The sequence below is a fragment of the Brevibacillus fluminis genome (assembly GCF_003710825.1).
Lineage (GTDB): Bacteria > Bacillota > Bacilli > Brevibacillales > Brevibacillaceae > Brevibacillus_D > Brevibacillus_D fluminis.
In genome coordinates this window covers 13,038-26,193 of the sequence record NZ_RHHQ01000006.1, presented here as the reverse complement: position 1 = coordinate 26,193, position 13,156 = coordinate 13,038, and the positions used below count along the sequence as shown (strand labels likewise).

13 protein-coding genes and 1 riboswitch are annotated in these 13,156 nt (G+C 49.7%); of the genes, 2 read left to right on the top strand and 11 right to left on the bottom strand.

What is annotated here, in order from left to right:
• Positions 1-11 precede the first annotated feature (11 nt).
• Entirely contained in the window at positions 12-1,484 is a 1,473-nt protein-coding gene (locus tag EDM56_RS05755) for an aminotransferase class I/II-fold pyridoxal phosphate-dependent enzyme (protein ID WP_122916944.1), read from the top strand.
• A 208-nt stretch (positions 1,485-1,692) separates the two neighbouring features.
• On the opposite strand, the gene EDM56_RS05745 is transcribed toward EDM56_RS05755, so the two are convergent.
• The 5 genes from EDM56_RS05745 to EDM56_RS05725 all read right to left on the bottom strand — a co-directional run bounded on the left by EDM56_RS05745 (position 1,693) and on the right by EDM56_RS05725 (position 5,917).
• Entirely contained in the window at positions 1,693-2,073 is a 381-nt protein-coding gene (locus tag EDM56_RS05745) for a cytidine deaminase family protein (protein ID WP_122916943.1), read from the bottom strand.
• An 82-nt stretch (positions 2,074-2,155) separates the two neighbouring features.
• Complete coding sequence (locus tag EDM56_RS05740; RefSeq protein ID WP_122916942.1) at positions 2,156-4,300, bottom strand: TolB family protein; 2,145 nt, start codon at positions 4,298-4,300, stop codon at positions 2,156-2,158.
• A 120-nt stretch (positions 4,301-4,420) separates the two neighbouring features.
• On the bottom strand, positions 4,421-4,555 hold the full coding sequence (locus EDM56_RS05735) for a GapA-binding peptide SR1P (RefSeq protein WP_122916941.1): 135 nt from the start codon (positions 4,553-4,555) through the stop codon (positions 4,421-4,423).
• Between the two features lie 93 nt (positions 4,556-4,648).
• A complete protein-coding gene (locus EDM56_RS05730) occupies positions 4,649-5,449 on the bottom strand; it encodes an alpha/beta hydrolase (protein ID WP_122916940.1) in 801 nt (266 codons plus the stop codon).
• Positions 5,450-5,611: 162 nt separating this feature from the next.
• A complete protein-coding gene (locus tag EDM56_RS05725) occupies positions 5,612-5,917 on the bottom strand; it encodes a DUF3055 domain-containing protein (protein WP_183192323.1) in 306 nt (101 codons plus the stop codon).
• A gap of 178 nt (positions 5,918-6,095) precedes the next feature.
• Between EDM56_RS05725 and EDM56_RS05720 the strand changes: the two genes are divergently transcribed.
• Positions 6,096-6,524: a DUF1885 family protein gene (locus tag EDM56_RS05720; RefSeq protein WP_122916938.1), complete on the top strand. Its 429-nt coding sequence runs from the start codon at positions 6,096-6,098 to the stop codon at positions 6,522-6,524.
• 98 nt (positions 6,525-6,622) lie between these two features.
• On the opposite strand, the gene EDM56_RS05715 is transcribed toward EDM56_RS05720, so the two are convergent.
• The 6 genes from EDM56_RS05715 to EDM56_RS05690 form a co-directional block, all read right to left on the bottom strand.
• The gene (locus EDM56_RS05715) at positions 6,623-6,976 is read right to left on the bottom strand and encodes a DUF4912 domain-containing protein (protein ID WP_246009278.1); all 354 of its coding nucleotides are present in this window, start codon (positions 6,974-6,976) and stop codon (positions 6,623-6,625) included.
• 125 nt (positions 6,977-7,101) lie between these two features.
• Entirely contained in the window at positions 7,102-7,701 is a 600-nt protein-coding gene (locus tag EDM56_RS05710; protein ID WP_122916936.1) for a hypothetical protein, read from the bottom strand.
• Positions 7,702-7,961: 260 nt separating this feature from the next.
• Entirely contained in the window at positions 7,962-9,101 is a 1,140-nt protein-coding gene (locus tag EDM56_RS05705; RefSeq protein WP_122916935.1) for an N-acetyldiaminopimelate deacetylase, read from the bottom strand.
• A 2-nt stretch (positions 9,102-9,103) separates the two neighbouring features.
• Positions 9,104-10,315, bottom strand: coding sequence for an aspartate aminotransferase family protein (locus EDM56_RS05700; RefSeq protein WP_122916934.1), 1,212 nt, complete (start codon positions 10,313-10,315; stop codon positions 9,104-9,106).
• Between the two features lie 35 nt (positions 10,316-10,350).
• Positions 10,351-11,061, bottom strand: a complete 711-nt coding sequence (dapD, locus tag EDM56_RS05695; RefSeq protein ID WP_122916933.1) for a 2,3,4,5-tetrahydropyridine-2,6-dicarboxylate N-acetyltransferase — start codon at positions 11,059-11,061, stop codon at positions 10,351-10,353.
• 94 nt (positions 11,062-11,155) lie between these two features.
• Positions 11,156-11,341: riboswitch (Lysine riboswitch) on the bottom strand.
• Between the two features lie 50 nt (positions 11,342-11,391).
• Positions 11,392-13,146, bottom strand: coding sequence for a methyl-accepting chemotaxis protein (locus EDM56_RS05690; protein WP_183192310.1), 1,755 nt, complete (start codon positions 13,144-13,146; stop codon positions 11,392-11,394).
• Positions 13,147-13,156: the final 10 nt, after the last annotated feature.

The window sequence follows — 13,156 nt, the reverse complement described above, 5'->3', positions numbered from 1 at the left end:
GGCGATAAGAATTGAGACAAGCACAAACTCCGTTATTCAGCGGTTTGCTTGAACATGTCAAACGTAACCCGGTGCAGTTTCATATACCGGGACATAAAAAAGGGATGGGGATGAACCCGACCTTCCGCGAATTTCTAGGGGATAATGCGCTCTCAATCGATTTGATCAATATCGCCCCGCTGGATGACTTGCACCATCCAAAAGCGATGATCAAAGAGGCCCAAGAGTTAGCAGCAGAAGCGTTTGGCGCCGATCATACGTTTTTCTCCGTCCAAGGAACGAGCGGAGCGATTATGGCAATGATAATGGCTACGTGCAATCCCGGGGACAAAATCATTGTACCCCGTAATGTTCATAAATCGATTTTGGCAGCAATCATTTTTGCCGGTGCGATTCCTGTGTTCATTCATCCGGTCATGGATGAAAAGCTCGGAATTGCCCACGGCATCACTGTTAAAGCGGTGCAAAAAGCGTTGGACAAACATCCGGATGCGGCTGCCCTGTTGGTCATCAACCCAACCTATTTCGGAATTGCTGGCGATTTGCGGCAAATCGTCCGTACGGCGCACAATTATGAAATTCCGGTACTGGTCGATGAAGCGCACGGCGTCCATATCGGCTTCCATGAAAACATGCCGCTGTCGGCTATGCAGGCCGGTGCCGATATGGCGGCAACCAGTGTGCACAAGCTGGGCGGATCACTTACCCAGAGCTCGATCCTGAACGTACGTGAAGGATTGGTGGACGTCAACCGGGTGAAAACGATCCTCTCCATGCTGACAACAACCTCGACATCCTATATTTTACTTGCTTCGCTGGATATGGCACGCCAGCATCTGGCTTTGAACGGCCATGCGATGGCAGAACAAGCGATGCAGCTTGCCGCTTCCGCCCGTGAACAAATCAATGAAATTCCACGCATCCAATGTGTCGGCTCTGAAATTTTGGGCAAACCGGCCACTTTCGCAATGGATACAACCAAGCTCTTGATCCATGTCCGCGAGCTCGGTATCACTGGATGGGAAGTGGAAAACTGGCTGCGCGACAAATATAACATCGAAGTGGAGATGAGCGACCTCTACAACATCCTTTGCTTCATCACCGCAGGGGATACGGAAGAGACCGTCTCCGTTCTGATCAATGCGCTCCGTCATTTGGCGATCGAATTCGCACATGCCGAGGTAGCGGATCCGATTAAGGTGTCCTTACCGAACATTCCGAGCCTCTCGCTCTCGCCTCGCGATGCATTTTACGCCGAGACCGAGATCGTGCCACTGAAGGAAGCCGCTGGACGAATCATTACCGAATTTATCATGGTGTATCCGCCAGGTATTCCGATCCTGATGCCAGGCGAGGTTGTGACGCAAGAAAACATCGACTACATTATGGAAAACTTGCGTGTAGGTCTGCCTGTTCAAGGCCCTGAAGACGAATCGCTCCAAACCGTGAAAGTTGTCAAACGACAAGTCGCGATTTTGGATTAGCACGCTGCACAAAAAAGACTTTCCTCCAAGAAGCGAGGAAAGTCTTTTTCGTTGGGCTTCAAGAACCAAGATATTGCATGGAAAACCTTGATAATCGCCAGCTTTTTAATTCGCTCATTTGCACATTTTCGATAATCTCATTTGCTGCCAAACGACTTACAAAAGGAGCTAATGTAATCGCTGAATGCATAACGGCTATAATCGTGACTTACTTACGCCAATCATGTGGCAACAGTTCTTTCAGAGTGACAATTACGCCATCATCCACCATGACTTCGGCATTTAAGTTATCACTATGTAATTGACTGATAAACTCACGACAACGTCCACAAGGAGGCATAACATTCCCTTTACTACCAACTGCAATCATTTTTACCACCCGATTTTCTCCATTGGTTATCATTGTTGCAGCCGCAGCATGTTCTGCGCAAAAACCCATCGAACATGCAGTATCGATACAAACACCTGTATACACTGTGCCACCTTCAGTCAGAATCGCGGCTCCAACTCCCCCAGCGCTCGCATGCTGGGATAGCATTCGTGGATTGATAACAGCGTTTGCCTTGCTATAAAGTTCCGAAAACGTCATCTTTGTCAGCTCCCTCAATTTTTCCTAGATAGAAATATTAAGCAGGCATGCGGGATCACCGCAGCCTGCTTTTGCCATGCGCTTATTGGTAAACGCGAACGTAAATATTTTCAAAACCGTAGCCTTCAATCAATTCAATAAATACATCGAAGTCTTCGGATGCATCATCCATGCTTACAGATGCTTCCTCCGTGGAACCGTCCATAAACACAAAGTAAATGCCGTCATAGGAGTTTCCGTTGTCTTTAATGATTTGGTCCAATGTTCCATCTTCCAAAACCTTTTTAAAGTTGTAATCCTTGTACTCCCCGTCGCCGCCTCCATTGTCCGGATCGTCAGACGGTTGGTCGAATGCCATCATGTAAACATTGGAGACGGAATCGCGATTATCAACCCAAACTACGCGGTTTCCGCCAATCGCCATTTCACTTGGTATGCCATCTTCACCAGGATAATATTTCATCAGTGACTTACTGTCTAAGTCGTACAGATAATAGTAATACTGATCATCATCTCGTGAATATTGGTTATCTTCATACACAAAGACATTGCCAGACATTTTCGGTTTACGCTGATCATTCGGTTCCTTGTTGCGATACAATTGATTTACCGTCTCACGCTTGAAGTCGTAATAGTACAACTCCCAATCCTTGCCTACATTTTCGGACCAAACTGCATAATTTTCTCCGACACTTACACCGTCGATGTCTGAAATGCGGTTTTTGAGCGTGGTTGTATCTTCATCATCGATATCATAAACACTGACCTCGATCTTGTTATCTTGTCCATCCGCCCATATAACGCGACTATCGTACAGGTCCAGACCTTTCAGTTCAGTGGACACGTCTTCGATATCTTTTGACTTATTCGTTTTCAAATCTGTCAGCATCAACGAATAGCCTTTGCGTGTTTCATCTGCCCACACAAGATTTTGACCTTGCAACGCATAAAAATCTTCATGTGGCACGTCATCGTCTGTCGTGATCGATGTTTTCTTGCCTGTTTTCAAATCATAGCTGACAAGCACGTCTTTCTTCAAATCGTACCAGACCGCATATTTATTGCTCACCAGAGGCTTACGCGGCGACTCATTGCTTGATGTCAGAACGGTGGAAACATTTGATTTGACATCATACAAAACGACTTGATCTTGTTTTTTGCCTTGGTTTAAATAGATGACATAACGGTCGGATGCAGCCGGTGAAGCCGGGTCGCCCGCCTGGCTACCTAACGTTGACGATTCATCTTGTTTTATGTTGTACAGGTAAAGGGATACAGAGTTGCTTCCTTCAACCGCATAGAGAACGTATTTGCTGTTGATTCTCGCTTGCAAGCGGCTTGATACGGAACTCCCTACCTCGTCATAGCTGCTGCTAGACAGGGACTGGATGCGGAGTTCTTCATCATCGAGATAAATGACTTTGTTTCCAGAAATTTGCGGACCTTCCTTGTTGCTGTCCGTAGATGCTTTGCTCTTTGTAACCCGTGTTTCTTCTCCAGTTGAAATATCGTAGGAATAAATCTCTGTTAAGCTGTTGCGATCATCCTCATACACGATTACATCATCTGAAATGTCGGGATAGGTCTGGTTTTCCGAATTGTCAGTTGCCAGCACCGCTTTTCCCTTTTTGAAATCGTAATAAAAAATGTCAGCATCGCTTGAGTTGTTATCCTGCCACACTGCGTAACTGTTGCTGACGCTCGGGTGACTCGCCTTGCCCTTCGTTGTCAGTTGAATCGTCGATTTCTTAGAAAGGTCGTAAGCATAAATGTTTTTATCTTTTGCATTTGTCCAAACCAGATAGTTTTCAGAAATCTGAATCTCCTGATCTGTCGCCTTAAACGTGCTGTCCGTCACCTTCGTTGTCTTTTGCGAGGTAATGTCATACAGATAGATATCGCCATCTTTGCGGCCATAGTCAATCCACGCAACATAATTGCCGGCGGTCACCGGACTGCTTTTGGATGAACTGGATGTGGTGATCCGCTCTCCTTTTTCATTGTCGATGCTGTATAGCACAATCGATTGTTCGCTATCCTCATTGGTGCTCACCCAAACCGCATACTTTTCAGAAAGGTCCATTCCTTTTTTCGAAACAGACAGTGCGCTGGAAGTGATCGATTCTTCAGACCCGATCGATTCCGCATGCGCTGGCGTGGTCGCACTCCATAAGGAAGTAGCGAGAACCAGAGCAGCCAACGCTCCTTGCATTCGTCTTACTTTCATTCTTTTCTTTCTCCTCTCTTACCAAAGTCATTTACAAAACAGCATGTAAACTCTCTTCCATTATTATGGAAGGATGAGGAGTTGTAAACAAAAAAAAGATGCGCATCCGCTGCGCACCGTTTATTCGTTAGTTGTTGTAATTTTTGATTGTTGCTTTTCACATTTGCAGTCGCACACTCCGTAGAGCGTTTTCACTGAATTGGACTCAAAATGGTCGATAATCGTCCCACAGCTTTGGCATACAATCGTTCCCATCTGCTACCCCTCCACGGAATTCATCTACTATCACCACTATAATATGACACACTAATTCCGTCAACAGAGTATAGCACATTTAGCGAAAAATAATTATTTGTGTAACTTTTTGTCCAGCCAGGTACCGATTCTGTCCAGCACAACATCGCGTTCTGGCTCATTCATGACTTCATGATACAAGCCTGCAAACCGCTCATACTCCTTGTCCGCAACCGGTATCCCATCCACGAACCGCTTCACACCATCCGCATCGATGATGTAATCATCCCCCGCCTGCACCGTCAGCACCGGCAAATCGATTCGTTTCTGGTCCTGCCACGCTTGCTCCATCGCTTTCAACAGCTCAGTAAACCACCGAACGCTCACCTTTGGATAATTAAACGGATCGCTGATGTACGCGGCCTGCACCACTGGATCGCGCGACACATGGTACGGTGCAATGTCATTGGCGAGCCGCAGCGTCGGCCACACACGGTTCAGCATCTCCGCCAAGCCCCGCTTCCATTGCGAAACCTCAAGTTTAAGCTGCAAGCATGGCGAAGAGAGAATTAAACCGTCTAAACCATGTTGTGACGCATATTGCTCGATATAGCGTGTCACAATCAAACCACCGAGGCTGTGACCGAGCAAAAACACCGGGCCTTTCGCGTTCCGCTTCGCCTCCTCGACCCACTCAGCCACGACCGCAACGTAATCGTCAAACTGGCCGACATGCCCCTTTAAGCCTGCGGAGCGTCCCCAGCCAGGCAAATCTCCGCTCTCAACCGTAATACCCCGTTTGTTCAAATAGCGGGCCACATGCTCATAGCGACCATGATGCTCTCCCGTCCCATGCACCAGCACGACGGTTCCGATCGGCTCATCAGCCCTCCAACAATGGCGAAAACATTCCACAGTAATCTCCTCTTTCTCCAAATCATGATGCTATTATCTTGCCGAGTCTGCATTGCCACAGTCAACTTCTTTTTTCATCGCACGCATGGAGACTGGTCGACAAAAAATGAGCAGCGGGATGTGCCCACTGCTCGAGATTGCTACTCACTGCTTGCTACAGCATCAATATTGGTTTTCCACCATCGGTAACGCTGGAAGAAGCTCCAAAAGCATTTTGGACAACTCCACCGCTTGATTCTCATTCGTTAGGCGAAATACGCGTTGAAGGGTACCGGGGGTATGTGCATCGTCTGAACCGAGCAAAGCGGATTGCCCGGTCTGCATACAGACCACCAGCGGCTTTCCAAAAAAACGGGACGTGTAAACGATGCCAAAATCGTACCGGGTATGCTCAGACACGACCCCGATGAAGCGCACCTGCGCCGATTCAGACAGATCATACAAGCTCTCATACTGCTCCACATGCATCCCCCCCTTTTTCATTTTTGCGATCTTATCCTTATCATATCGAACCAGGCACGTCCTCTTGCCAATAATCTTCTTTCCAACATCTCAATCTGTTGTCAAAGAAAGGGAGGAATGCTAAACTAGGCGGAGGAAAGATTCATGCGAGTCCGATTTTGCATGCGTAGAGGTGAGCGCTTACATGAAGATGAAATCAGCCTTTATTTATTTTGTTGACGGTTCTACCGCACAAACCGCTACCATCCCGGATGTCAAAGCCAAGTTCAAGCGGTATACGGACATGACCCAAAAGACCGGCGAGCAATTGGGCTGGGGATATGCGGAAGCAGCTTTTCCTTATGTCGTGGAAGACCGTCCGGAAGGGGCAGACCAATGGTTTTTGCTCAAAGGGAAAGACCCGAAGGAGTACAAATACATGGTTGTTGGCGTCGGGTCGAAAGAAGCGGATGGGAAAGAAAAGCACTACATTCAAGTCGCTATACCGGAATCTGCAACGAACGGGGATATGAGCAAGGCAAATGAGTATTGCCGCTATCTAGCACGTGAATTCAAAGCGGAATTGCACTTATTCAACGGACGCATTCAATATTTTCAGCCACGTAAACCTTAAAACAGTCACTTTTGTGCAAAACGGTCGTAAGCTGTTGCTGACGGCTGTTTTTTTATCGCTTTTTTGGTACACAAAAAACTCTCCTCAAAAAGGAGAGTTTAACTGGTAATCATCTCGGATCGACTAAAGGAATAGAACCGTCCATCAATCATGCGTATCCCCAAATCAACACAATAAGAAAGTCCCGGCATGACCCCATAAAGAATCCATTCACTCGAACGATGGTTGATGTCGAAATCGGAATAAATATCCGACCCATCATTCCGTATATGCGCTCGATCTGTGACATCGTACAGGCGGAGAACAAACGGAAGCTCTGCAAACGGGATTACGAACTCACGCTCAATCTCCTTTTGGAACTCCTCGGTCATACGCCATTTTGCCAGAATGGACTGTTCATCTTTCCAGGCGATACTTATACTCGGGCCATCTCCATCAGTAGATGACTGCATGGGGGGGTAATTATCCATTCGCTCCCATCTTTCCTTTCTCATATAACTTGCGCAAGAGGAAGAGCTGTGCAAATTCAATTATACCACAATCGCAATTTTTTTGAAATCAAAGACAAGCCAATTTCTTAGCGGCCAACTGTAAAACTGTTTTCGCCTACTACCACATAGTTGTCGTACTTCTCCGTTTTCATGCAAACCTGCAGCGTGTACGTTCCGTATTGCTCCAGTTTCGTGGAGATGAACGGCTCAGAGAAGTAAAAGCTTGTGCCGTTTTTCGTAGAGTAGGTCCACTCTTTCCCTCTATCCACCGTTTTACCGTCTGGGCCAATCAGCACCAGGCGCACTTTCAGCTCGTTGCTCACCGGAGCGTTGTCGATTTCTACGAAGGCATTGAAGCTCCGTGGCACATCTTTATCTCCGTACCCTTGGATTGGGTTGGTGAAGACGATGCTTTTATTTTTGTATTGTTGGACTCCTTCCAAAAGCAATACGTTCACTTTTGGCTTTTCCACTGCCAACTTTCCTGCTTTTTTATCATATGCTGATAGTCCGCCCATAGTACCGACAAGTTGCTGCAAAGAATCCGTATCTGACGCGGCAAATTCGCTACCAACCAAATTTCCGTCCACCACTACTTTTACATTTCCGTCACCGATCGCTGTACTGGCCGTACCCGCAATAGCCATTGCTATGGTTGCGCATGCCACAATCGCTGCTTTTCTCATGCCTTCAATCCTCCATTTGCCTACCATCACAGTATGGTTACTTTTCTCACGTTTTTCATCTCATAAGGTTATACGCATGGGGTAGGAAAAAGTTGTGGTGTTTCCGACCTTTTTTTCAACAAAATCCACAGTATCCACAAGGCCCGAATGGTAAAAAAGCATAGTTATACACAGCATAAGCAGATTCAGCACGGTTACTGGGACTATCGTCCAACAATCGCTGCCAAAAAACGCACAGCAAGAAAAAAAGCGCCTATCGACTAGGCGCTTTGGTTCGCCTGCTGAGAAAGCCAGGTAAGGTACTGTGTCACAAGATTGATGCCGACTTGCATCGTCCGCTCGCTTGGCTCGATGCGGGAATGGTGAAGCCCATAGGGTGTGTCTGCGCCGAGCCAGAACAGGAAGCCGGGGATTTCTGACAGAAAGTAGCCGAAATCTTCTCCTGTCATCGCCTCTTTGCACTCGATCACCTGCACGTCGCTCTCCTCACGTGCCCATTCCATGAAATCGCGGGTCAGCGCCGGATCATTATAGACCTGGCAGTAATTGGAGCCGTAATCAATGGCAGTCTTGCATTCGAATCCGGCTTCAATCCCTTTGGCCAGCGCTTCGATACGGCCCTTCACCTTTGCCATCGATTCCATCGACATCGTGCGGATCGTGCCTTCCAGCCGCGCATTTTCAGCGATGATGTTCTGCTTGGTGCCACCCTCGATTTTGCCGACGGTGATCACCACGGAATCGAGCGGATCGATATTGCGCGCGACGACCGATTGCAGCTGTGTGACGAGATGGCTAGCAGCGACTACCATATCATTGGCCCTATGCGGGTAAGCGGCATGACCGCCCAATCCTTTCAAGTCCATGAACAACTCGGACGTGTTCGCGAACAAGATCCCTTCCTTTAGTGCAATCGTTCCTACAGGATATTCAGGTGCGATGTGGCAGGCAAAAATGTAATCTGGACGCCACTCGTTGAACTCCTCGCTCGAAAGCATTGGCAGTGCTCCGCCCGGTCCTTCTTCAGCCGGCTGGAACACGAACAACAGATCATCGGCAATCGGATTTTCCACGAAGTGGGTCAAGATGCCAAGACCCATCGTCATGTGCATATCGTGCCCGCAGGCATGCATGAAGCCCTCATGCTCCGATTGGAAGTCATACGAGGTTTCTTCCCGGATCGGCAATCCGTCCATATCAGCACGCCAGGCGATCAACCGCTTCGGTGCAAGTCCCTTTACTTTGACCAAAATGCCGGTTCGCCATGTTTTCAGCTCGAATCGCTCCGACGGCAGCGTGGACAAATAGTCCAGCAGATAGCTTTGCGTTTTGAATTCTTGAAAACCAGGTTCCGGTATGCGATGCAAATCACGGCGAATCTGCGTGTAAGGAAATGCCATGGCTATGCGGTCACCCCTTTGTGCAGCTTGCTCAATTCTTCACGGAACGCGGCAAGGAAGCGATCTACATGTGCCGGTTCGAGAATCAGTGCTGGCAGCAAGCGGACAATCGTCTTTTGCGTAACGTCGACCAAGATTCCTTTGTCCATCATCGCGCGCTGCAGCTGACTGACTTGCTCCGGCGCTGCCTCGAGCACGATCCCGAGCATCATGCCTTTGCCCCGTACCTCGCTGATCAGTCCGGGGAACTCGGCGCCAATGCGCTCCAACCCGCTCCACAGAGACGATGCGTTGTCGCGGGCATTCTGCATGAACGTTTCATCCAAGACCGTTTTCAGCACAGCATTTCCGAGTGCTGCGGAAAGCGGCGAAGGTGCAAAGGTCGTTCCATGATCACCTGGGGCAAACAAGCTCTGCAGCTTTTCGCCTGCGATTACTCCTCCCAATGGCAGGCCACCGCCGACGCCTTTAGCAAACAGAATCAAGTCCGGAATGACATCCGCATGCTGATAGGCAAACAGACGACCGGTCCGTCCCATCCCCGTCTGGATTTCATCAATGCAGAACAGCACACCTTCTTTGCGGCAAAGCGTCTCTACCGCCTTGAGATAGTCGACAGTCAAAGTCACAATGCCACCGGATCCAAGGATAGGCTCCAGCAAAACCGCGACAGGCTTGTTTTCCTTGAGCACTTGAGCAAGCTGCGCCATATCCCCTGGTTCTACTTCATAGACCGGAAAAGCCGGCTGAGGGAAGTCTTGGTACACATGGGCTTGGCGCGTCAAACGGAGCGCCCCCAGCGTTCTGCCGTGGAAGCTGTTTTTTACGACCACAATGCCGCTTCTTTCATGGCCTTGCCCTGCTGCGTACTTGTGGATCAGCTTGATGGCCGCTTCCGTCGCTTCCGCACCGGAATTGCCGAAAAACACTTTGCCCGGGATCGAATGCTCCACCAAGCCCTTCGCCAATTCGATAGCCGGAGGATTGTAAAAATAATTGGAGACGTGCAGAAATTTTTCGCCCTGCTCACGTAATGCTTGCATGATTGCAGGATGAGAATGACCAAGCACATTGACGGCAAGCCCGGTAAACAAATCCAGGAATTCCTTGCCCTCCGTATCATAAAGGTAATTGCCTTCGCCCTTGGCAGCTACAATCGGCAACCGCTTGTAAGTGGACATCACGTAGGTGTCATCCAATTGACGCCAATCCATGTCAGGTTCTCCTCTCAGCTCGCTTCGCTCTTGTTTTACAGTTGGCGGAGCTCTTGTTTGATCTCTGTTTTGGATTTGGTTTTCTCATCGATTTGCTTGATGATTCGTGCTGGCGTTCCTGCCACAACTACGTTTGGCGGTACATCCTCGATCACGATCGCACCTGCCGCGACGACAGAGCCTTTACCGATGCGGATACCTTCCAGAATAACAGCATTTGCTCCGATCAAAACGTCATCCTCGACGATAACAGGCTGTGCGGAAGGCGGTTCGATAACGCCTGCGATGACAGCACCAGCGCCGACGTGGCAGTTTTTCCCGATCGTGCCGCGGCCGCCGACGACAGCGTTCATGTCGATCATGGTGCCTTCGCCGATTACAGCGCCGATGTTGATGGATGCGCCCATCATGATGACAGCGTTGTTGCCGATGGTCACTTGGTCGCGGATGATCGCACCTGGCTCAATGCGCGCTTGGATGCCTTTGGTGTCCAAAAGCGGGATAGCGGAGTTGCGGCGATCGCTTTCCACCACATAGTCTTCGATTTTTGCTGCATTCGCTTCCAATGCTGGCCCGATTTCTTTCCACTCGCCAAACAGTACGCCAACGTTGCCGGTGATGAAGGTTTTCGTGGATGCGCCAAAATCAATGCCCGCGAGGTCGCCTTTTACGTGGACCTTTACAGGTGTCTTTTTCTCACTCTTTTGAATAAAAGCGATGATCTCATTTGCGTCCATCATAGTCATTTGTTTCTCTCCTCCAAGGTTTATGATTTGCTGCAATACAAAGAAATGCAATGAGTTAGATCGCTCTTTACCCATTGCACTTTCCATTAGCCCAAGGTTAAATAGCGCTCCATGAAAGTTGCCTTTCATGACAAGACACGCGTTCTTCACGCGATTGCCCCAGCCGGTGCCGAAGGGGAACGGCAGCAAGCTTCGGCGCATTGACCTTTCCACATGCCCGGCGCTCCCTCGCGCCACTGCGGACAAATGTACTCATTCTTTGCGCACCTCTATTTAGACGGTACTATGTAATTGTCTTTTACTCTACCAGATTCGTTTCGAAGAGACAACCTATTCGTCAGTCTTGAAGTTGCGAATCAAGACGTGAAGCTGAGAAGCCATCGCCGACAGCTCTTCCGTCGAGGCGCTCACTTCTTGAATGACCGCGAGCTGCTCCGCCATGTCTTCGCCGAAATGATCGGCAGCCTGGCTTGTCTGAACAGCGAAGCTTTCTACCCCTTTGGTGGCATCCACCAAGCGCTCGCTTCCCGTAGACAGCTGCTTTGCCGCTGCTGCCACGCTATCGATCTGCTCATTGACCACATGCACCGCCTGCATAATCGACAAGAACGTGCTACCTGATCGCTGGATCGATTCTACGCCGTGCCCCATTTGCACAGTAGCCGTGCGAATCGTCTCGACCGCCTGCCCGATGCAGGACTGCACATCAGCGATCAGCGATTCAATATGGCTCGCCGCAACGCCGGATTGGTCCGCCAGCTTGCGCACCTCATCCGCCACAACGGCGAATCCCTTGCCAGCCTCGCCCGCTCGCGCCGCTTCGATCGCAGCATTGAGCGCAAGCAGGTTGGTTTGCGCCGCAATGCCGGTAATCACATGGACGATTTCGCTGATTTCCTGCGATTTGTCATCCAATGCGCCGATCACCTGCTCCGCTTCTTGCTGCGCATGCTGCACTGCGTTCATCTTCTCGACCGTTTGCGTGATCTGCATGTTCCCTTGATCCGCTAGCTGTGTGGCGGCCTGCGAGCGCTCCTGCACGTTGTGGGAACGCGCGGAAATGTCATCGATCTCCCGCGACATCGCCACGATCGTTTGGCCCGTCTGCTGCACGAGATGTGACTGCTCTTCTGCACCATCGCGCAGCGCTTCCACCTGGCGCGCCATCTGCTCGGTGCGTCGATTCGCCGCCTCCACGGTCAATTCTAGATGATGGGACGACTGGGACACCGTATACGAGCTTTCATTAATTCCCCGCACCATCTGGTTCAAATCGGAAACCATCGCACCGAACGCCTGCGCGAGGATGCCGATCTCGTCTTTGCTGCCAGGCTCGATCTGCACGGCGAGATTCCCTTTTCGGATCTCTTGGACAGCACCCGTCAAACGGCGAAGCGGCTTGACCAAATAATGCGCGAACAGCCAGCTGAGCAGCAGGGTGAATGCGAGTATGCCGGCCGTGATGAAGATCAGATCGCGCTTGTTTTTCGCCATGAGCTGATAGATTGCGGTCGCGTCAAAATCCGCCCCGACGATTCCGATCATATGCCCCGACTTGTCCTCGAGCGGCACATAGGCTGTGATCGTCGCCCCGTACGTATCATCGATGTTCAAATCCCCGACCTGAGTCTGCCCCGTTTGGAATATTTGCTGCATGCTTTTGTATGTATTGGCTTCCACTTCACCCGGCGATGACACACCGTTGGTCTGGCCCAAGGGTTGACCATCCACGACATACATGTAGGTCGACGGTTCGCGCTCGACCATGGTGTACAAATATTTCAAGCCGTTTGCTTCCTTGTATTCATTCAAGCTTTTGCGAATGGCAGTATATTCCGGCATGGCGGCAACCTTTGCTTGATTGGCTTCATCATCCGGCGCCACGCGAACCGCCTCTACGATTTTAACGAAATCGTCGACGGGTATCCGTTTTGCCATGTTTTCCGAAATGAGCCGCGCTTGCATTCCCACTGAATCGATCACCAGATTCGTAGAAGAGCGGTATATCAAAAAGCCGATCAGGCTGCCGCCGATCAAGAGCAGCAAACTAAAGAATACAAGCATTTTTCCTTGCAACGTTTTCATATATCTCCCA

What these genes read in the sequence shown, in the direction of transcription:
- EDM56_RS05715 (WP_246009278.1), bottom strand. Translation starts at nt 6,976, where the DNA reads ATGCAGTCATCTACTGATGGAGATGGCCCGAGTATAAGTATCGCCTGG.
- EDM56_RS05710 (WP_122916936.1), bottom strand. Translation starts at nt 7,701, where the DNA reads ATGAGAAAAGCAGCGATTGTGGCATGCGCAACCATAGCAATGGCTATT.
- EDM56_RS05745 (WP_122916943.1), bottom strand. Translation starts at nt 2,073, where the DNA reads ATGACGTTTTCGGAACTTTATAGCAAGGCAAACGCTGTTATCAATCCA.
- EDM56_RS05690 (WP_183192310.1), bottom strand. Translation starts at nt 13,146, where the DNA reads ATGAAAACGTTGCAAGGAAAAATGCTTGTATTCTTTAGTTTGCTGCTC.
- EDM56_RS05700 (WP_122916934.1), bottom strand. Translation starts at nt 10,315, where the DNA reads ATGGATTGGCGTCAATTGGATGACACCTACGTGATGTCCACTTACAAG.
- EDM56_RS05740 (WP_122916942.1), bottom strand. Translation starts at nt 4,300, where the DNA reads ATGAAAGTAAGACGAATGCAAGGAGCGTTGGCTGCTCTGGTTCTCGCT.
- dapD (WP_122916933.1), bottom strand. Translation starts at nt 11,061, where the DNA reads ATGACTATGATGGACGCAAATGAGATCATCGCTTTTATTCAAAAGAGT.
- EDM56_RS05735 (WP_122916941.1), bottom strand. Translation starts at nt 4,555, where the DNA reads ATGGGAACGATTGTATGCCAAAGCTGTGGGACGATTATCGACCATTTT.
- EDM56_RS05705 (WP_122916935.1), bottom strand. Translation starts at nt 9,101, where the DNA reads ATGGCATTTCCTTACACGCAGATTCGCCGTGATTTGCATCGCATACCG.
- EDM56_RS05720 (WP_122916938.1), top strand. Translation starts at nt 6,096, where the DNA reads ATGAAGATGAAATCAGCCTTTATTTATTTTGTTGACGGTTCTACCGCA.
- EDM56_RS05725 (WP_183192323.1), bottom strand. Translation starts at nt 5,917, where the DNA reads ATGCATGTGGAGCAGTATGAGAGCTTGTATGATCTGTCTGAATCGGCG.